The 19550-nt window shown below is 65.2% G+C and carries 14 protein-coding genes; 7 read left to right on the top strand and 7 right to left on the bottom strand.

Features of this window, described 5'->3' with window-relative positions; translation table 11 throughout:
* Positions 1 to 170: 170 nt before the first annotated feature.
* From ACYOEI_RS07955 to ACYOEI_RS07945, 3 genes are all read right to left on the bottom strand, one after another.
* Positions 171 to 1559, bottom strand: coding sequence for a fatty acid desaturase family protein (locus tag ACYOEI_RS07955; RefSeq protein ID WP_462848853.1), 1389 nt, complete (start codon positions 1557 to 1559; stop codon positions 171 to 173).
* A 365-nt stretch (positions 1560 to 1924) separates the two neighbouring features.
* The gene (locus ACYOEI_RS07950; RefSeq protein WP_462848852.1) at positions 1925 to 3697 is read right to left on the bottom strand and encodes a serine/threonine-protein kinase; all 1773 of its coding nucleotides are present in this window, start codon (positions 3695 to 3697) and stop codon (positions 1925 to 1927) included.
* On the bottom strand, positions 3694 to 4320 hold the full coding sequence (locus ACYOEI_RS07945; protein ID WP_462848850.1) for an ECF-type sigma factor: 627 nt from the start codon (positions 4318 to 4320) through the stop codon (positions 3694 to 3696). The genes ACYOEI_RS07950 and ACYOEI_RS07945 overlap by 4 nt, the downstream gene beginning before the upstream one ends.
* A gap of 896 nt (positions 4321 to 5216) precedes the next feature.
* Here ACYOEI_RS07945 and ACYOEI_RS07940 point away from each other — a divergent pair.
* The 4 genes from ACYOEI_RS07940 to ACYOEI_RS07925 all read left to right on the top strand — a co-directional run bounded on the left by ACYOEI_RS07940 (position 5217) and on the right by ACYOEI_RS07925 (position 15377).
* Complete coding sequence (locus ACYOEI_RS07940) at positions 5217 to 5411, top strand: hypothetical protein (RefSeq protein WP_462848849.1); 195 nt, start codon at positions 5217 to 5219, stop codon at positions 5409 to 5411.
* Positions 5412 to 5597: 186 nt separating this feature from the next.
* Positions 5598 to 6647, top strand: a complete 1050-nt coding sequence (locus ACYOEI_RS07935; RefSeq protein ID WP_462848848.1) for a DUF1559 family PulG-like putative transporter — start codon at positions 5598 to 5600, stop codon at positions 6645 to 6647.
* 374 nt (positions 6648 to 7021) lie between these two features.
* On the top strand, positions 7022 to 8848 hold the full coding sequence (locus tag ACYOEI_RS07930; RefSeq protein WP_462848847.1) for a hypothetical protein: 1827 nt from the start codon (positions 7022 to 7024) through the stop codon (positions 8846 to 8848).
* An 859-nt stretch (positions 8849 to 9707) separates the two neighbouring features.
* Positions 9708 to 15377, top strand: a complete 5670-nt coding sequence (locus ACYOEI_RS07925) for a tetratricopeptide repeat protein (protein ID WP_462848846.1) — start codon at positions 9708 to 9710, stop codon at positions 15375 to 15377.
* Positions 15378 to 15510: 133 nt separating this feature from the next.
* On the opposite strand, the gene ACYOEI_RS07920 is transcribed toward ACYOEI_RS07925, so the two are convergent.
* From ACYOEI_RS07920 to ACYOEI_RS07910, 3 genes are all read right to left on the bottom strand, one after another.
* Positions 15511 to 15807 carry a hypothetical protein gene (locus ACYOEI_RS07920; protein WP_462848845.1) on the bottom strand — a complete coding sequence of 99 codons (297 nt, stop codon included), beginning with the start codon at positions 15805 to 15807 and terminating at the stop codon, positions 15511 to 15513.
* Positions 15808 to 15874: 67 nt separating this feature from the next.
* A complete protein-coding gene (locus ACYOEI_RS07915; protein ID WP_462848844.1) occupies positions 15875 to 16063 on the bottom strand; it encodes a hypothetical protein in 189 nt (62 codons plus the stop codon).
* Positions 16064 to 16582: 519 nt separating this feature from the next.
* Positions 16583 to 16864 carry a hypothetical protein gene (locus ACYOEI_RS07910; protein ID WP_462848843.1) on the bottom strand — a complete coding sequence of 94 codons (282 nt, stop codon included), beginning with the start codon at positions 16862 to 16864 and terminating at the stop codon, positions 16583 to 16585.
* Positions 16865 to 17218: 354 nt separating this feature from the next.
* Here ACYOEI_RS07910 and ACYOEI_RS07905 point away from each other — a divergent pair, with 354 nt between their 5' ends.
* A complete protein-coding gene (locus ACYOEI_RS07905) occupies positions 17219 to 17452 on the top strand; it encodes a hypothetical protein (RefSeq protein ID WP_462848841.1) in 234 nt (77 codons plus the stop codon).
* Between the two features lie 21 nt (positions 17453 to 17473).
* Entirely contained in the window at positions 17474 to 17827 is a 354-nt protein-coding gene (locus tag ACYOEI_RS07900; protein WP_462848840.1) for a type II toxin-antitoxin system PemK/MazF family toxin, read from the top strand.
* A 278-nt stretch (positions 17828 to 18105) separates the two neighbouring features.
* Here the strand turns inward: ACYOEI_RS07900 and ACYOEI_RS07895 are convergent, their stop codons facing one another.
* Positions 18106 to 18966, bottom strand: a complete 861-nt coding sequence (locus ACYOEI_RS07895; RefSeq protein ID WP_462848838.1) for an SDR family oxidoreductase — start codon at positions 18964 to 18966, stop codon at positions 18106 to 18108.
* A gap of 84 nt (positions 18967 to 19050) precedes the next feature.
* On the opposite strand from ACYOEI_RS07895, the gene ACYOEI_RS07890 reads away from it, so the two are divergent.
* Positions 19051 to 19509: a winged helix-turn-helix transcriptional regulator gene (locus ACYOEI_RS07890; protein WP_462848837.1), complete on the top strand. Its 459-nt coding sequence runs from the start codon at positions 19051 to 19053 to the stop codon at positions 19507 to 19509.
* The last annotated feature ends 41 nt before the right edge of the window (positions 19510 to 19550 follow it).

Below are 19550 nucleotides of genomic sequence, written 5' to 3'. Positions count from 1 at the left end.
GTGGACGGAGTTCGAACCACGGATGAAAGAAATCGGATTTGAGCCACGGATGAAACACGGATGAGGAAAACGAGGATTGAAAATTCTGATGGTTGAAAAGTGACAAGTGTCGTTCGATTTCGCTGTGTCTTGTGGCTTATCCGTGTTTCGTCTCGTGCAAGGGGGTGCAATCAGAGTGGCGTGGCGCTGTCTTGGGCCTGCCATTTCGAGGTGGGAAGCATCAAGGGAGGGGTGGCGGACTTGACATGGTCCTGGGCCAAAGGCTGGATTTGGGCCTGTGGATTGGGACGCGGTTCGGAGAGAGTGTCGAGGATGGTGGGGTGGCCGTTGCTATTGGAGAAGGTGCCGTAGCACTCCACGACCTGGGCGGCGTAGTCGGCGTGCTGGTCTTTCAGGAGCTGGTGGAGGCTCGGGAGCCGGTAGTGGGGGACGGCCGGGAAGAGGTGATGCGGGATGTGCATGTCCTGGCCGTAGACGAAGACCGCCCAGCGCGTGAAGGGGTCGGCGAAGAAGACCCGGGTGTTCGTCAGGCGGCCGTCGTCGGCGTTCGTGTGCTGGTAGACGTCGCGAAGGAGCATGAAATAGGAGAACGTCGAGCAGATGGGGAGGACCCAGAGCAGCCAGACGTAGACGATCGACCAACCCCCGGTCGCCTCGCGCAACAGCCCCAACCCGACGATGCACCAGGTGTAATAGACGAGCCGAAGCAACCCTGAGACCCGCGACGAATAGGGCTGGCGGAACGGCGAAGGGTAGTAGGCCCGGGCTGGCAAAAGCGTCCCGACGCCCAGCACCAACAGCGAGCCGACGAGGCCCGCGAGGAGGAGCATGGCGGTGTGTCCACCCCCGACGCTCACGAGCCGCTGCGCGACCATGAAGGCGGCGAGGTAGACCAGCCCGAGGATCACTCCCGAGCGTGGCCAGGCGCGGCCCGAGTTCGCCGAGCCCTCCGAACGAGCGAGGTAGACGTTCTCCGACCGGCCGATCACGTTGATGTCCATGTAGTCGCGCTGATATTTCAGGAGCTCGAGCGGCTCGGTGAACGCTCGCAGATAGATCGACTTGATGAACTCGAGTCGTCCCATCGGGAAACGGTCGACCATCTTGCTCCCGCCCAGGCTGACGAGGTCGGGATCGCGTTTCGGGTCGTTGGTGTACTGGTGGTGCGCCATGTGGAAGACGCGGTAGAAGTGCACCGTCGCCATCAGCGGGAACATGCAGAGGAAGTCGCCGACGAGGTCGTTCGCCAGCTTGTTCTTGAGCAAGGTATAGTGTGACGCCTCGTGCCCGAGCCCGGCCAGTCGGTGTTGCAGCGCACCGATCAGGATGACCGCGATCGCCACGACCGGGACCTTCCAGCCCCAGGCCAGGCCCCAGCCGCGTCGCGATTCGCAGAAGACGATAGTGCTACCTGCGACGATGGCGATGCAGAGGTATTCGAACGCGAGGTAGAGCAGGTTGGTCGTGTTGTCAACGGCCCGGAACCGCATGATCTGGTCGCGCAGCTCGGGAGAGTTGAAGGCCGGCCTGGGACTGGTCGGCGGCGAAGTCACGGACATGGGCTTCCAGCCTCGGATAGCGGCCCGCGGACTCGGAGCGTTCGTCACTGAGCGCCCCGCTGATTTCCTCATCGGTTCGCATACCACGTGGTCGCGAGCCGATGTACGGATTACGCGCCGGGAGCCTAGATTAAATCTTCCCTATTTTACCGAGTCGAGCAAGCTTTCCGGGCAAGTACGCCGCGATTCCATGGCGGGATGTACTGATTTTGCGGAATGTTACGAAAAACGCGAGTCCCTACGCGTTTGCAAAAAAGGGTATCTATCTCCCTTCAAATGACGCCGATCATGGACACGGGTGTGTCGCTGAGTGGTCGACTCCGTGGTCGGGCCGCCTCGATCGCGCGGGACTTCGGCTGCCCGTCTTAGGCGGGAGGTCGGAGCTCGTAGTAGGTGCTGAGGGCCCAGATCCGCTTGACCTGCCGGGCCACGACGAAGCCGGTGACGGCGAGGGCGGCCATGAAGATGTTGGGGTACTGGGCCAGGTTCTGGGCGTGTTGCGTCTGTCGCAGGTGGTCGAGGTAGAGGAGCCCATAGCCGAGCTCGGCCAGGGCGGTGGTGAACCAGACGAGGCGGACGCGGAACCAGAGGCCCGAGGCGGCGATCAGCAGGGGGTAACCGACGAGGAGGCTGCTCTGGAACCCGTCGAGGATCCGCAGGATCTGCGTGACCAGGGCGACGTCGGTGGCCGCCCAGAGGAGCCGGACCACGTCGGCCTTCCAGCCTCGGCGTAGGCACACCTGGAAGCCGACGGATGCCGTCGCCCAGAGGCCCAGGCTGAGCATGACCTTGACGTGGATCTCGACGCTCGGGTTGACGGTGTTCATGTGGTTGAACTGCGTGAGCAAGGCCATGACGGCCAGCCCACCGAGCCTGGAGACGAGCTCGGGCTCGCGGCGCGTCCAGCGTCGGAGGCGTCTCCGGAGGCCCGTCCCCTCGACGTCCTCGCCCCGCAGGTAGCGCTCGAGGTTGTCGGCCAGGGCCGCGGCCGAGGGGTAGCGGTCCTTGGGGGACTTCTCCAGGCATTTCAGGCAGATCTCCTCGAGCTCGCCGGGGACCCCGGGCCGGACCTGGCTCGGCGGCTGCGGCTCGAGCTCGAGGACCTGGACGACGGTCTCCATCAACGTCGGGGCCCGGAACGGGGGGCGTGCCGTGAGGAGCTCGTAGAGGATCGCGCCGAGGCCGTACACGTCGGCCGCCGGGGTGAGCTCCTGACGACGCCCCGACGCCTGCTCGGGGGCCATGTAGCTCGGCGTCCCCAGCACGGCGCCTGAAACCGTCAGGGCACTATCGTCTCGGAACCGTCGGGCGAGGCCGAAGTCGGTGACGTGCGGGGCCCCTTGGGAATCCAGGAGGATGTTCCCAGGCTTCAGGTCGCAGTGCAGGAACCCTTGCTGGTGGGCGTGCTCGACGGCCCGGGCGACCGTGACCAGGAGCCTGGCCGCGGCTTGCGGGTCGGCCGAATCGCGCCGGACCCGACGCGCCAGGCTGCCGCCGTCCATCAGCTTCATGCTGAAGTAATGGTTCCCTTCGTGTTCGCCGACTTCGTAAATCGGGACGATGTGCGGGTGGTCGAGGTTGGCCGCGAGCTCGGCCTCCTGGTGGAAACGCTCCCGATCGCTCGCCGAGGCGAACTGCCCCGAGAGGATCATCTTGAGGGCGACGATTCGCTTCAGACGCTTCTGCCTGGCCTTGTAGACCACGCCCATCCCACCACGCGCGAGCTCCTCGAGCAGCTCGTAGTCGCCGAAGCTCGGCAGCGATTCGGGAGGGGGTGGGCACCCTCGCGGCCCTTGGGGATAGACCACGGTCGGCTCGAGCCCCGGGTCGGGGTCGGTGTCGGGCGGCGCGAGGCAAAGGCCTTCGATGAGTCCGGCGTGGCCCGGAAACCTCGCGAGGTAGTCGCGAGCGTCGGGCACCTCGCCTCGCCCGACGAGCAGTTCATGCTCCAGGACGATCAGCTCGGCGAGGAGCCCCGCTCGTGTGTCCTCCGGGACGGTCGCGACGACGTCCTCGATGATGGGACGTCGTCCGGCCCGCCAGTCGGCCTCGAACGTCTCGCAGGCCGTGTTGATGCGCCTGGCCCGCGCCAGCTCGGACGGCCCTTCGCTACCGGGACGGTCGGCGTCGACGATCAAGGCGTATCCTCCGCCGCCCAGATCCTCCGGATCAGGTCGAGCCGACGGGCCACGGTCCTTCGGGCGCAGCCGAGCCGGTCGGCGATCTCGTCGTTGGTATACCCTTCCATCCGATCCACGGCGACCTGGCGGAGGGCGTCGTCGTCGAGGAGGTCGAGGAGCCGTCGGTATTCCTCGGCGACCATCGCCGAGAACTCCGGGGTCGGCTCGGCGCCGATGAGGACGTCGAGCCCGACGGGCCGTACGTCGCTCGAGGCCCCCGGCAGGGCGGCCTCGTCCAGGAGGAGCTGGCCTCCGCCTCGCTTCTGGCGGGTCCGGCGCTGGACCTGGGCGCAGGCCTTGCGGGCCGTGATCACGACCAGGAGTCGCCAGAGGTCGTCGCGGTCGCTGAGCAGGGGGAACCGCCCCAGCGCCGCCCCGGCGCAGAAGCTGTTGAAGGCGCTCAGGGCCGCGTCCTCCTCGTCCTCGACCACGCCCGGCCGCCGGGTCGCCCGCAGTTTTGCCCGGGCGAGCCGGACGAGCTGGGCAAAGTACCGTTCCCAGAGCGGCTGGACGGCCGCGACGTCCCCCGCCTTGAGCTCGCCGATCCAGCGCGAGACCGACCCCTCGCCGTCTGACGACATCGATCCAGCCTCCCCGGGCCTCGTCGGGCGCACTCCGCGATTCTAACCGACCCCGCCTCGGGAGTGTGTCAGGATTTTCCGACCCCCCAAATCGGGCCGAAGTGCCGCCGTCTCCCCTTGGCGGTCGATCTCACGACATTGCTCGTGTCATATTGTGCTCACAATGCATCGGGGGCACGATTAAGGTTGGCGCAAGGTTTCTTGCTGTTGTGGTATTCGTACGCTATGATGTTTACGAAACGGGACTCCGCGTTAAAGATTGTTAGTTCTTGCCCGAAAGCGGCGTCCTCGACGAGAAGTGAGGTTGCTGGCGGTCCGGGAGTTGGTGTCAACTCAGAATCGGCAGCAAAACAGGCCCAAAGTCGTGTCACAATCGTCACGATCTAGAGCTTTCAAGAAATCGTCGTGAAATAACGACCACGTCAACATGGCACGAAGAGTGTGCTTTAAGACGGACGTGAATCGCGAGAGGGAATGGTTGGTTCGGCACCTTATGTCAGCTTGCGGAAGACCCAAGGTGTATTGCACGAAAGGTTTAGGACTGAGCGGCGTTTCTCGAAGGACGCCACAAGGTCATCTCGATAAAGTCAGTTGAAAAGGTACTCGGCGACTCACGATTTCGGTTCAGATGACGATCGACTGTGATCATTTGCTCCCCCTGCTCCGAATCCTCCCGCGTGCGGTCGAATAGACGTTTTTCAGGCGACCCTGCCCCGTTGATTCCCAAACCGTGGTACGCCCTCGGCGGCCAGCCGCAACGACAACGATTTCGACGGACACCCCCCGCCGACACCGCATCCCTGGATCATTACGTGTCCTGACGAATCGCTCTCCGAGAAAGCCCGTCGGCCCACCAGGCCGGATTGCTCGTCGTGAATCCCCGGGACTGAGTTTCCATGAAGAAGCCGCGTACTTTGCTGGGCGTTGCGTCAAGTTTTTCGCTCGTTGTTGCGTTCTCGCTGATGGGGTTGCCCGGGTGTTCGTCCGAGGTGAACTCCATGCCCGAGGTGAAGAAGTCCAAGGACGAGATCCAGAAGGAGATGTTCGGCGCCCCCCCCAAAGGAAAGGCCAAGTCTCGGGCGAAGCGGTAAGGCCGGATTGTCCGAGGCTCTCGGTGTGGTCGGTCCTCCATCTTCCCTCGGAATCATCCATCCCCCTACGCTTCACGATCTCAGGGTGCCGTCGGTCCGGATCGGATTCGAATCGAAGGCTCGTGAGGTGTCACGAATCTCTCGCGCGGTTCTTGACCAAACTTTCTCGTTTCCGGAGTCCTTCACGTGGTTAGCAAGACAGAGCGTCAGGGATTGTCACGAGGTTTCACGCTCATCGAACTCCTCGTCGTCATCGCCATCATCGCGGTCCTCATCGCGTTGCTCCTCCCCGCCGTCCAGGCCGCCCGCGAAGCCGCTCGCCGCGTCCAGTGCGTCAACAACTTGAAGCAACTCGGCCTGGGCCTCGCCAACTACGAGAGCGGCAACGGCTGCTTCCCGATGGGCTCGTTCCTGATGCCCCCCCCGGGCAACCCCGGCGGGACCGTGTGCAGCGGTGGCCACGAGCACAGCATCTTCGTGGCGCTGCTGCCGTTCTGCGAGCAGGCGAACGTCTACAACTCGATGAACTTCTCGATCCACTTCCAGAACATCCAGAATTCGACGGGCCAGATCGCCGGCATGCCGGCCCTTTGGTGCCCCAGCGACGGCCTCGTCTCCCAGCTCAACTTCTCCTGCTTCACCTGGGGCGAGCGGATGTCGAGCTATCACGGCAACTCCGGCACCTGGTTCTCGCCGGGCCGCTATGCCGACCCGAACTGCACGTCGTACAACTTCGGCACGCAGAAGTCGCAGGCGAACGGGATGTTCTTCTTCTACAGCAACGTCAAGATCGCCGACGTCACCGACGGTACCAGCAACACGATGGCGCTGGGCGAGTACGCCTGGGGCAAGACGAATAACGGTGGCTGGGGCTGGTGGAACTCGGGCAACTACTGCGACTCGATGTTCACCTCGTCCTACCCGATGAACCCGTTCAACAAGTCGCCGAATGAAGGCACCGGCTCGGCCATCAACACCGGCAGCGACTACTTCTGCGCGGCCTCGAGCTACCACCCCGGTGGTGCCAACTTCTCGTTCGTCGACGGCTCGGTCCGGTTCATCAAGGACACCATCCAGCAACCGCAGCAGGGCACGGCCGCGGGCTCGGTGCAGCCCTTCGCGATCAACATCTCCGTCGGGGCCGCGAACACCTACACGCTGGTCGCCCCGATGACCATCTACCAGGCCATCTCGACCCGCAACGGCGGCGAAGTCGTCAGCTCCGACGCGTATTGAGCCCTGGCCAAAACGTCATCCCCGAAGGCCGTCCGATCGACTCGATCGGGCGGTCGATCCGAAAGAGAGACGCATGACCGTGAACGTCGGGAGCTGCCTACAGCGGCGCCCGGCGTTCATCTCGTTTCACTGCCGAATGGATCCGGACCGGAGACGCAGCCCCCTTCTCCTCGGGCCGGTCGTCACGCGACAATGGGACGCCTGGGCGGGGCTCGGCCTTCCTTGATAACCCTTCGAGACCTTCGCGGCGGGTGGTCGCCGGAGGCAATTCCCTCGTCCGACGGCTGGTGACGCTGATGTCTGCCCCAGGAACACGCGGAAACCGTCGGCGATGGTGGATCCTCGGCTCCGTCGCCCTGGTCGGGATCGCCGGCATGGCTTTGCTGTGGCTTGGCGGCTCGCCACTCGGGATCCTCGACCGGGTCCCCTGGCTGTCGACCGACCGGGAGAGGGCCGCCCTCGCATATCGCCGAGGCGACTGGCAAGGGGCCGCCGACCTCGCCCGAGCCCAGCTCCGTTCGAACGACGGCAGCCCGGAGATCCTCAAGACCTACGCCCGGTCGCTCTCCCGGCTCGGTCGCGACGACTCCGCCTGGATGATCTACAACAACCGGCTCAAGGTCGACCAAATGGAGGGCGAAGACTACCTCCTCCTCGGCGGCCTCCTTTTCCGCCGCAACCAGTTAGAGCCGGCCTTCGAGGTCTGGACCAAGGGGGTCAAGCTCGCACCCGAGCACCCCGAATTGCTCGACCAGTTCGCTCGACTTGCCATCCGTTTGCAACGGCTCGACCGGGCCGCGGACGCTTCGAAACGACTCGCGAAGCTCCCGGGCTGGGAAGCCCGAGGCTCCTTCCTGTCGGCGGAAGTCGCCTCCCTCCTCGACGACCCGAAGGGGGTCGTGGACGAGGTCCGGAGAGGCTTCACCGCCGATCCGTCGGCCAAAGGGGCCTCGCTCCCAGTCTTGGAGTACCGGCTTCTCCTTGCCCGCAACCTGCTCCGACTCCACCGTCCCGACGAGGCCGCCAAGGCCCTCGCCCCGCTCTCGGGGGCTTCTGATCATACGGAGTCGACGACGTCGCTCGAGGTCCACTGGCTCTTGAGCCGGGCCTATCTTCAGCAAGGTCGTCCGGCCGAGGCCTTGGCGGAAGGCAAACAGTCCGGAACCTACCGGGCCGACAACCCGATCACCTTCGAGCCCGCCCCCTACCTGGGCGAGGCGTCGTGCGCGTCCTGCCACCCCAAGGAGAGTCGAGAGCACGCCGGGACCCGACACGCGAGGACGTTCCACCACGGTGCAGGGCTGCGCGACTTGCCGATCCCGGACCGGTCGCTCGCCGACCCGGACGTCCCCGGTGTCACCCACACGTTCCGGCGGGACGGCGCGCAGATCCGCGTGCAGACGAAGACCGCCGATCACACGTACGACGCCCTCATGGAGTTCGCCTTCGGCACCCGAGACCGCTACGTGACGATGGTGGGGAAGGATGAGGACAAGACGGCCCGCTCGCCGCGCCTCTCCTTCTACCACGGCAAGGACGGCCTCGGTTGGGACCGGACCTCGGGCGACCTCCCCGACCCCAACCCGCTCGAAGACCTTCGCGGCGAGCGGGTGAGCGTCCGCGATGGGGTCGTCCGGTGCTTGTATTGCCACGTAACCCGGTCTCGCGACTTCCGGTCACCCCCACCCGAAGAGGGAATCGGCCCCGAGGCCGCCGATACCGCGATCGGCTGCGAACGTTGCCACGGTCCCGGCGGGAACCACGTCGCCGCGCTCAAGGCCGGTTTCCCCGACAAGGGGATCGTCAACGCGGGGACGTCGTCCGCGTCCTCGGTCGTCACGCAGTGCGCCGATTGTCACATCGTCGGCGTCCCCGAGCAGATCCTCGACACGCCGGACGACCCGCAATACGTTCGAGCCCCTGGGGTGACGTTCACCGCGAGCCGGTGCTATACCGAGAGCGCGGGGACCATGAGCTGCCTCACCTGCCACGACCCCCATCGCGACGACGAAGGCTCCGCCAGCGTCTTCGAAGCCAAGTGCCTCGGGTGCCACTCCCCGACGACCACGTCTCAGAAAAGCTGCCGGGTCAACCCCACCAAAGATTGCCTCAACTGCCACATGCCAAAGGTCGAGCTGCCTCACCTCCATACAACCTTGACGGATCACTATATTCGGATTCGAAAAGGTCCGAGAGGATAAGGCGACGGTGGCGCGCGAGATGTCCTCGATCCTCTGGTGACCGGGTCCGATCGCGGAGACCTGGTAGGCGCGGCTAAAGGTGTTGAGGACGGGTCGGCTGGTCGGGCGATTCCTGGCAACAAGCCGGTCTCGTCTCGAGGAGCTGGCAGCCCGCCTGACCAGCGTCGAGTGGCGAACCTCAACGGGGGTGCTTCCGTGTGACGGCCGGTCTGGTTCAAACGCGGCCCGTCACATCGTCGGCTCGGTCGAGTCATGTGTGCCCGGGGCTTGGGAACGTTGGCCTTCTGACTCCGGAAGCTCGTAAATCGCCTCGGCTGGCTCCGGGTACGTCGTTGGCATGGCCTCTTGCTTTGCATCTCCTTTTGCGGCGGTCTCCGCACCTCGCGAGGTGGCGAGAAGTAACGAGGAGGCGGGCCTGGTTGGCGCCAGGCACGCCTCCTCGTGATTAACCTCCGTCAGCTCTTGCCCGCTATCCTGCCGGCTCCCGAGGGTCTCACACGAACGACGACGGGTGCATGGCGAACCGCTTCGCCAGGGCCTCCCGGACCCGCTTAGAGAAATCCGTCTTGCCGGATGCGACCGCGTTCAGGGTCGAGACGGGCAGGCCGGTCGACACGGATGCATGAAGAGCGGCCGGATCGGAACACAGCGACGCCCTGACCTTCTTGACGATCCGCGGCGTGGCTACGCTCCGACCCGGCCACCTCGGTCACGCTCCCTCACGCACCATCAGCCGAAGCTCTACCGATTTCCGCGAAACCACGTCGTCACGTGGCACGCTCCGGGGCCGTTTGGACAGTAATCGTTTGGCGGACGGAGTCTTTGGTTCGCCGACCTTTTGCGCGACGGAGCCTCGCCCTTGAGCGACACAACGAAAATCCCCCCGCAGTCGACACCTCAAGAGCGTGAGGAGTTGGCGTCGATCGCCTACTTCCTCGGGCGAATCGATGCGATGCGCACCAGGGGGCTGATCTCGGGCGAGGCGCACGCGACCGTTGTCGCCGAGTCGAACGCCCGTCGGGACGAGATCGAACGCGCCGGTCGCTATCGTGCGGCGATGGCGAACGCTCGGCAACTCATGAACTGGAAGCCCGTCGAGGCGTTGGCCTGGGCGGGACATGCCCGGGCCCTCGACCCTGCGAACTCCGAGGGCTGGATCCTCTCATTCGACCTCTTGAAGCGTCTGAAGCGGCTCGACGAGGCGAGGACGCTCGGAGCCGAGGCAGGCGACCGCTTTCCCGAACTCCTGGCCAGGGTCGAGGAGATCGCCGTTCGCCAGGCGGGGCCTGGTGCGGCGGCCAGCGAGTTGGCCGAGGCGAATGCCGCCCTCCAGCGCGGGGACGACGACCGGGTCATCCGCCTCTGCGAAGCCCTCCTCGATCGTCAACCCAACCACATCGACGCCCTGGTCCTGAGCGCCTTCGCGCTCCAGCGCCTCGGCCACGTCGAAGAGAGCCTCGTGATTTACGGTCGGCTCTGCCGGATGCAGCCCGAGAGCGAGGTCTGGCCGAAGTGGGTGCGCGACCTCGAGGCGAGGCGCAAGGCCCCCGAGGCCTCGCGCCCTGCCGTCGTCGATCCGCCCGTCCCGACGCCCGAACCTTTGGAGCCACGGTTGTCGTGGTCGAGCGTCGCGGGCGAGTTCCTCCAGGACCACTGGCAGAAGTTGATCCTGTGCATGGCGGTGCTCCTGATCGTCGTCAGCTCGACGGTCGGTGCCCACCTGTTGCTCGGCCCCAAACTCTGGTCGCCGATCGGCAAGTGCACCCTCGCGCTGGTCTACACGGCGATGTTCGCCGCCTTCGGCGCCGGGCTGACGCGTTGGGGGGCCGAACGCGCGGGGCGGATGATGCTCCTCACGACCCTGATCGTCGTCCCGGTCAATTTCATGCTCGTGGGCGAGACGCGACTGCTGACCGATCCCACGGTGTCGAGGCTGGGGTTATTGTTACTCGACGCGGCGGCCCTCGGCCTGTTGACCCGGATGGTGGTCGGGGCACTCGGCCTTGGGTCGGGGGCCAACTTCCTCGCGATTGCGCTCGTCGGAATCAGCGGCTTCGACGCGGCGACGACCTGGGGTGTCCCCTTCGAGCGAGGCTTTGCGGCGTTCCTCCTGGCCCCCTGGGCGTTCCTCGGGTCGGTCTGGTGGCTCAATACTCGCTATCGAGGCGAGTCGGACGAAGAGCACCGCGAGTTCGCCCCGCTCGCCCTCGGCCTCCTCGCGTTCGCCCTGCTCTCCGGCTCGATCCGCGCCGGGGTCGTGCTCCAATTGGCCCCCGCGCTCTTCTCGGTGCCGGTGATGATCGCGGCGATCGCCTGCGTCCACACCGCCCACCATCTTTTCCGGTTCGAGAAGGACCCGGGCCGGACCCTCTCGATCCGGTTCGGCGGCGTCGTCCTCTCGGCCCTGGCCTTCGCCCTGGCCCTGGCCAGGCCGCCGGGGCCGTCTCCCTTGTTCAGCGGCAACGCCCTGGCGACCGCCCTGCTCGGCCTCGGGCTCTACGCGGCGATGCTCCGCGCCTATCGCCAACCCGCTTACCTCTACTTCACCTTCGGCGCCCTGTTCTTCGGCTACTTCGGCGCGTTCTACTTCGTCGTCGACCTCCTGCGGGCCGTCGAGGAAGTGGCTCGGCAGGCGCTCGGGTACGAGCAGAAGCTCCCGGTGGCGTTCAAGTCGCTGAACGGCCTCGTGTTCAACGCGGTCCTTGCCCTCCTGTCCCTCCTTTTCTCCAAACGCTGGCGCGACGATCGGCTGGCGAGGCACTGCCATTACATCGGAGTCCCCTTCTCCATCGCCGCGTGCGTCCTGAGCGGATTCGAGCCGAAGGCGGCGGTCCTGTGCATGGGGAGCTACGCGGTCCTGTACTCGGTCGCGGCCTGGCTCTTCGTGCAGCCGGTCGTGATCTACCTCGCGTGTGCGGCCCTCTCGGGTGCCCTCGTCTTCGGCTCGATCATGATCCCGGGCCTGACGCTCCCGGCGAGGGCCCTGGGGATCGCCGACCTCGGCGCCCTCTTCTGGGTCGTGAGGACGATCCTCTGGCAACGCGCAACGGACCGGTCGTTCTACCTGCCGCTGGCCCGCTCGGCGCTCGTGGCGGCCGTCGCGGCGATCGTCGCGGCCACGGTCGCCACGATCCCTCCCGATCCCGTCTCGTTGATGTCGATGTCGGCGTTCCTCCTCGCCGGGATTCTCTGCGGCCTGATCGCCGTCGAACTGCCGAGGGGGGCGGTGGTTCACCTCGCGGTCACGGGGGTCGTCGGGGCCTTCCTGTGTGCGCTGGAGCTTGCGAACGGCCCGGATACGCTCGCGAACTCGAGTATCGGCGTCGCCGTCGGGGGCTGCGCTCTCGGCCTCCTGACGTTGACGGAATGGACGCGAGGACGGACCTCGACCCGATCGACGCTGTTCACGACCGCGATGCCGGACTCCGTTGGCGTCCTGGTCGTGGTCGCCGTCGCCCTGGCGACCTCCGGCCTCGGTTCGAGCCTGCCGCCGGTCGCCCTGGCCTACGCCCTTGGCGCATCGGTCTTGCTGTGGTTGTCGAGGTTCCGTCGAGAAGGCCGACTCGTCGGGCTCGGGATCGGCCTGGCGGTCGCCTCGGCCTACGTGCTGAGCTCCTGGCGGGTCGGTTGGGACGACGTCGCCCTCGGCATGGGGTGGATCTCCCTGGTCTCCGCCGTCGCGGCGGCCCTCCTCTGGGGCGTCGGGACGGCCTGTCGGCGACGTTGGAATGACGAGTTTTACGCCGTCCCCTGCTTTCTCGGGTCGTTCTCGCTCGCGTCGCTCGTCTTCGTGACCGCGATCGAGGGGAGGCTCCACGCCCGCACCGCCTTCCCGACGGCGTCCCTCGCGCTCCTGCTCAACGGAGTGGTCCTCCTGCTCCACACGACGACCTGGCGACGCTCGGCCTTGACCTTCGCGGCGGTCGCCTCCCTCGTCTCGGCGACCTATCTGGCCCTCTTCAGCGTCGGGACTCCCTCGCCCGACAAGGCCTACGTCCTCGGCCTGGTCGCGGTCGTGGAGGCCCTGAGCTTCTGGGCGGTCGCGCAGTTCGTCCCCTGGCGTCCCCGCGAGGACTGGGAGCGGCTCTACGCCTTCCCCCTGTTCGTCTGGTCGTTCTTCCTGACCGTCTTCGCCGTCCTCCCGGCGCACGCGTCGCCGGTCTCGATGACGCTGGTGGGCGTCTCGTTCCTCCTGATGGTCAAGAACCTCCCCGCCCCCGGCTGGCTCTATGCTTCGCTCGGCTCGTTCGCGACGGCCCTCTGGTTCGGCGTCCTCAAGCCCCTCCCGGCCGATTGGTTGATGGGCTCGGCGCTCCTGGGCGCGTACGTCCTCTGGGGGATTGGTCTCCTCACACGTCGCCACATCGTCGGACTTCGCAAACGGCTCGCCTTGCCCGAATCGGCGTGGGACATCCCCTTCTTCAACACGGCGACTCTCGCGGCGATTCTCGCGGCGTTCCGCTGGTACGACGCGAGCTCATGGCACGCCGGGGCCTGGGTGGTCCGCGCGGGGGTCCCATTTGCCCTGGCGTTCTTCTGCCTGTTGATGCTCAAGCCCTATCCCACGCTCCCCTGGGTCCACGCCTCGGTCGCCTTGACGTCCACCGGGCTCGCGTTGACGGCCTCGGCATGGCTCAACACCCCGTCGGCCTGGATCCTGGCGAGCATGGTCACGGCAAATGCCTGGCTCGCCATTTCTCGAGGGCTCGCGAAGGGAGAGCCGGCCCTCTGCCGGACGTTCGGGATCGCTCGAGGCGGATACGACCAGTCGGTCGAGCTCTGGTCGAAGCTCTTCTTCGGACTCGCCGCCGTTTCGGCCGGGGTGGTCGTGCTGTCGACGACCGTCACCACCGTCTTCGATTCGTCTCCGCTCGTCGCGATCGGCTCGATCGCGGACTGGACCTGCATCCTGCTGGCCTTGCTGCTCGCGGGCGTCTTCGTCACGGCCGAGGCCGAGTCGAATGATGAGATCCCGAACGGGCTGCGGTTCCTCTACGTCCTCCTCGTGCTCGGCCTCTGGTGGCTCGGGGTGTCGCCGTCGCCGGCGTTGGGCTTGCTCCATGTCGCCTCGGCGGACTATTTCCCGATCACCACGGTCGCCCTTGCGTTCGCAAGTGTTGTTTTAAGCATGCGCCCAGCACAGGCGGAAGGGGCCGAGGTCGGGGTCAACCGGTCGGCCGAATTCGCCAGGTTCCTGTCGAGGGGCGGGTTCGTCCTGGCGGTGGTCGCGGTGCTGTTCACCGCGGGTTCGTTCGGGCCGACGACGCTCGTTACCTTGGTCGCGGCCTCCCTCGCATTTGCGTTCCTGTCGGTCGTGCGGCACCGGGTCGAGTCGGGCTACGCGACCGGCCTGGCCTGGCTATCGGCGTGTGTCCTTTCGGTGCATGTCGCGAGCCCCCTGCCCAATGCCCTCGTGCTCGCGCTGGGGGGGATCGTCGGGGTCTTCTCCCTCTGGGCCCTGACGACCTGGCTGCGAGGGACGACCATCGGCCTGAAGTCGCGAGGCGTCGAACGGCGAGGCCGGGTCGTGCTCGCCCTCGAGCGGATTTGCCTGGCGGGATCCGTCGTCGCGGCCCAAGCCGCATTCCTCCTGTCCTTCACCGGGGGAGACGTCGCGGGGTCGTCCGGGCTCATGGCGGTCGGCATCCTCCTCGCCGTCGCCGTCTTCGACATCTCGCTCGCCCGGCGTTGGCAGGCGGAGTGGCTGGTCTACTTCGCCCAGGCGACGCTGCTCGGCGCCTACATCGTCGAACGCCAGTTCCAGCACGCGAGTCCCGAGACCGACGCCTTGGTCCTGCTCACCTTCGGGTATCTCGACCTGGGCCTCGCCGAGGTCCTCCAACGCCTCCGGCTGGGGCTCTACGCGCGGCCGACCCTTTATATGTCGCTGATCCTCCCCCTGCTCCCCCACGCGCTCTCCGTCATCAACGGCCGCTTCGACGAGGTCAACCTCTTCGCCTTCTTCGCGACGGCCACCTTCTACGGCGTGGCCGGCTATACGCAGCGGTGGCGGTCGCTCGGTTTTGCGTCGGCCGTCCTCTTCAATGCGCTCCTCTGGCTATTCTGGTCGCGCGTCGGCTGGCGGTTCGCCGACCACCCGCAGTTCTTCCTCATCCCGGTCGGCTTCTCGGCGATCCTCTTCGCCGAGGTCAATCGCCGCGAGCTCGACCGCTCGACCGTGAACACGATCCGAGGGCTCGGCCTCACCCTGGCGTACGTCTCGCTCGCCATGCCGATCTGGCAATTCCAGAGCTTCGGCGCCTGGCTGACCCTCCTCTCGTTCTCCCTGGTCGGGATCTTCGTCGGCATCGGGCTCCGGATCCAGTCGTTCCTCTGGCTCGGCCTCGTCGGGTTCGTCCTCGATGTCGTCTACCAACTCGGGCGCATGGGCGCCGAGCATGTGATCGCCAAGTGGGCCATCATGCTCGGCCTCGGGATCCTGTTGATCCTCTTCGTCGCCCTCAACGAGAAGAAGCGGATCGTCCTGACCATGCGCGAGTTCTACAAAGAAGCCAGGCAGTGGGAGTGACGGGCGAGTCTCGCTTCTGTTCCCAAGCTTTGACGATTGGTCTGGGATGGGCAGCCTCAACGGATGTGGGTTCCAGGGGACAGCGAGGAGAACATCTCCTCCACAATCCTGGGGCTCACGTCCTCTCGAGGATTCAGGGTTTGTTCGGTGCCTTTCGGAACGCGGCCGAGACCAGGAGCGAGAGGCAACTGCCCCACGCGATGAGCAATAACGGCCCGATGAGCACGATGTCGGCTCGAATATCCACGCGCCTCGGCATATACCCATTGGAGACGTATTCCAGGGCGGTTGCCACCGTTGAGAGTGCGACAGCAACCCCCGCTCCCCATCTGGAGTTGAACCGAGCCACGATCAATGGGACGACGACGGCCGTGACGCCAAAACCCATGGCCCAGCCCCAGAGTTGCATCGCAAGCTCTTCCGACTCCATCAGGAAGCCTCCAGTGTGGGATGACGAGTGGCTCGATTTTCACAGGAGGTCGTCGAACTTATCGTGTTTAAAGTATTCTGAGATAATGACGCCATATGGGAAAAATGCCTATCGTGCAGGCTACGGAAGCCGATCCGTAGAGCCAGCGGACTGCGGGGAATCCGGGAGGCTCGAAGCTGGCGAGGAATCCGAAGCCGCAGAAGGCGATGATCGTGACGAGGATCAGCGTCAGCGCCATCTTCCAAGCGATTCGCATGATGGCTTCCTCCGAACGGGCTCGAGATCCCGAAACAACTCGCCTATCCTCATGTTTCTGATCCTATATGTTGTGTCCTGGCGAACTTCGTCGCTGACTTCGGCATCCCTTCACTGTCGGAAACCAAGCCCCCAGGCGAGGAATAGCAGGGCCGTGACGGGCAGGGTGAGAGCAGTCCCAAAGAGCCGCCGACGACCGCCTCGCGATACCCGAGACGCCCCGGAAGCGGATTCGCCACGCGTCGTCCGTAAAAGCCTAGGAGCAGGGCGAGAAGGCCTGTGGCTGGGCCGAGTCGAAGAGAAAGGAAGCCGAGCCCGGACACGAGCGTCAGAACGAGCCGTAGCGGGTCGGGGAGTCGGTCCACGAGCCCGGCAACCGCGGGCAAGAACCTTGCCAGGATAGTGAGCAGGAGCGCGACTGTTGGCAAGGACGCGAGCCGTCCGATCGCCAGGGAGGCTCGAGCGGTTCGGATTCGAGGCGAGGCCTCGGTCGATGGTCCGGATGCTCTCATGGTCCATCCTAGCCATCAATGCGTTTCAACGTCTTGTCCTCGAGCTGTCCCAGGATGATAAAGCCGAACACCGACAAGAGCCCCAGCAGGCACCTCGATGGCCTGCGGCCCTTCGCGATGGCGTAATACCCCAGGCCGATGAACAACAGGATCGTGCCGACGAGGATACTCCCTCGTTGCAAGCTTGTCTGTTCCGGGGAGATCACGGATAAGGTGAACGAGACGACAAATTGAAGGATCAGGCCGGGGATGCCAAACTGTAGGCTCTTTCGATTGTATCGGGCGATCATGAAATGGATGCACCTCCCATGCTTAAACTCGACTCGACCACGTGTCACGAAATCGGATCGAGTCCCAGCTCGGATTATGCTACGTGACAATCCTGATAGCGTACGAACAGATTCACGCCGCAGTGCTGTTGGTCGTGATGTTATCCGAGCCCATAATCTAACTCAACGGCTTCGATAGACGGCCACTTGGAATGAAATGCAAGGCACCGATCATCCGAGAGAATGCGTGCCAGTCGTGGGTAAAACGAATCGCCAAGCTTCGTGCAAAATCGGGCGACGGCTGAAGCACAGGATGAAGTGAGATCGCCACGTTAAGTCGAATCGCTGGCTCCAGGCGGTCCTCGGGGTGAGGGCATGTTTGGCGCCGCCCTCGGCGACTTGATCGAGGGCTCCACCACCGGTCAAGACGAGGCGTCCGACCGCGAAGCCAACATCCGAAGAGCATCGACGGGAGAGCCGGTATCGAAACCCGAGCCCAACCTGCTCTTCGCGTTTGATGCGTCGACGTCCGACAACGTCTCGGGGTGGCTGCGTGAGATCGAGAGGGAACCGGACGAATTGCTCGAAGCCCCGGGCAGGTGGAGCTGACGAGCCATGGAGAGTGGCCCAATGAGGATCAACCGGGGTGACATCTTCTGGGTAGGACCGGGAGATGCAGGAGGTCTTACCCTGAATCACCCTCATCCCCACGTGGTCGTCCAGGAGGATCTCTTCAACGATTCGCGGCTCACGACCGTGATCGTGTGCGGGATTACGTCGAATCTTCGCCGGTCGAGCGAGCCGGGGAATGTCCTGCTCGACGCCGGCGAAGCCAACCTCACCAGGCCGAGCGTTGTGGTCGTCGGTCAGCTCTTAACGATTCAGAAGTCCGGCCTGGGCGAACGAATCGGATCGCTATCCAATGCTCGGGTACAGCAGATTCTGGATGGACTGCGATTTCAACAGTCATTCTTCGAGAGATGAGCATCCCCGACCCTTCGAGCGAAGGCGATGGTTCTGCGAGGGGATTCCTACCCACGTTCGAGGGCCGGCCGATCGTGAAACCGTCGCAATCGGCGAAGGGGGTGCCGGGGATGCCTCTCAGGCCGATCGTCGGTGGGTGGGGCACTCTTTGCCCGCGGCTCCCGCAGGAAGAGTGAGGCAGGAGTCCCCCACCTCTCGGGGGGACGTCCGTGCGGTCCTGTGCGTCTGTTGACAACGAATGCGGCCACGGCACATCCCGAATCAAGGCTTGACGGGCATCAGGCCCTGATTCGCTCAGCGACCACCTCCGAGAGGGGCGTCGTCGGCCGCCCGATGAGGTGGCTCATCTGCCGGGTCTCGTCGAATAGGCCGCCCCGAGAGGCGACCGCGTCGCTGTCGGCCAGCAGTTCCGCGAAGTTTTCGGGGATTCCCGCCCCGACGAGCAAGGCCCGATAGTCCGCCTCGGACATGTCCCGGTACGCAAGCGGTTGGCCCGTCTGACGGGCGACTTCGGCGGCGAAATCGGACAGGGTGTGTCCCTCGTCTCCCGCAAGCTCGTAGATGCGACCGGCATGCCCTTCGGTGGTCATCACGACGGCCGCCGCGTCGGCATAGTCGGCCCGAGCGGCCCAGGAGAATTGCCCCCCGCCGGCGCAACCGGGGAGTTGGCCATGCTCCAAGGCCAAGGGAAGAAACGCGGCCCTGTTCTCGGTGTACCAGCCGTTCCGCAAGAACACGAACGGGACGCCGGACGCCTGCAAGATCACTTCGGTGTCGCGGTGCTCGACGCCCAGGAGCAATTCTGTCGTGTTGGCGCGTAACACGCTCGTGTAGGCCAGGAGTTCCACACCGGCACGTTTGGCGGCCTCGATCACATTGCGGTGCTGGGGGACGCGGCGGCCAACCTCGCTGCTCGAGATCAGAAGGACCCGGTCGATACCCGCCAGGGCCGGTTCAAGGGTCTCGGGCCGGTCATAGTCTGCCTCGCGGACCTCGACCCCGAGTGCCGAGAGTTCATTGGCGTTCTCGAGGTTACGGACGGCGGCGACGACCTGGGCGGCAGGCGTCGACTCGATCAACTTGGCGACGACGAGCCTGCCAAGTTGGCCTTTGGCGGCGGTCACGAGAATGCGGGGCATGAGCGGTCTCCCTAACCAGGTCTCTTTTGGTAACCTGGTGAAGGATAGGGACCACCCCCGAAGCCCTCAAGGAGGCAGGAATTCGTGACAAGGTTACCCGAAGGAGACCGCCCCGAGTGCGTCCGGAAGGCCCTGTCGACTCGTTTCGACACCTGGACCCAGGATGAGCTCGACCCGGAACAGTGCCCGGCGCGCGACGCTTTCGACCGGATCGGCGACCGCTGGACCGCCCTGATCATCGTGGCGCTCGCGCAGGAGCCACGCCGATTCGCCGCATTGCTCCGGCTCATCCCCGACATTTCCCGGAAGATGCTGACGCAGTCGCTGCGCGGGCTGGAGCGGGACGGCCTCGTGACCCGGCACGTGTTCCCTACCAAGCCGCCGTCGGTCGAGTACCGGCTGTCGCCGCTCGGCGAATCGATGCTGGAACCGCTCGTCGGGCTGGTGAGCTGGGCGGAGCGGACTCGTGCCGAAGTGCTGAGTGCTCGCGAGCGATTCGACCGGGCCGAGACCGCGCAGCCCCTCGAAATTGGCAAGAGTTGATTTTAACCGATTTGGTTTTCGGAGATATTTGGAATCGCAAT

It is taken from the genome of Singulisphaera rosea, from assembly GCF_054877945.1.
Note: the sequence above shows the minus strand (reverse complement) of the source record. Positions and strands in the feature narration are given on the sequence as shown.

Coding starts and splice junctions, on each gene's coding strand:
- ACYOEI_RS07955 (WP_462848853.1), bottom strand. CDS start 1,559: ATGTCCGTGACTTCGCCGCCGACCAGTCCCAGGCCGGCCTTCAACTCT.
- ACYOEI_RS07945 (WP_462848850.1), bottom strand. CDS start 4,320: ATGTCGTCAGACGGCGAGGGGTCGGTCTCGCGCTGGATCGGCGAGCTC.
- ACYOEI_RS07940 (WP_462848849.1), top strand. CDS start 5,217: ATGAAGAAGCCGCGTACTTTGCTGGGCGTTGCGTCAAGTTTTTCGCTC.
- ACYOEI_RS07930 (WP_462848847.1), top strand. CDS start 7,022: ATGGCTTTGCTGTGGCTTGGCGGCTCGCCACTCGGGATCCTCGACCGG.
- ACYOEI_RS07920 (WP_462848845.1), bottom strand. CDS start 15,807: ATGGAGTCGGAAGAGCTTGCGATGCAACTCTGGGGCTGGGCCATGGGT.
- ACYOEI_RS07915 (WP_462848844.1), bottom strand. CDS start 16,063: ATGCGAATCGCTTGGAAGATGGCGCTGACGCTGATCCTCGTCACGATC.
- ACYOEI_RS07910 (WP_462848843.1), bottom strand. CDS start 16,864: ATGATCGCCCGATACAATCGAAAGAGCCTACAGTTTGGCATCCCCGGC.
- ACYOEI_RS07905 (WP_462848841.1), top strand. CDS start 17,219: ATGTTTGGCGCCGCCCTCGGCGACTTGATCGAGGGCTCCACCACCGGT.
- ACYOEI_RS07900 (WP_462848840.1), top strand. CDS start 17,474: ATGAGGATCAACCGGGGTGACATCTTCTGGGTAGGACCGGGAGATGCA.
- ACYOEI_RS07895 (WP_462848838.1), bottom strand. CDS start 18,966: ATGCCCCGCATTCTCGTGACCGCCGCCAAAGGCCAACTTGGCAGGCTC.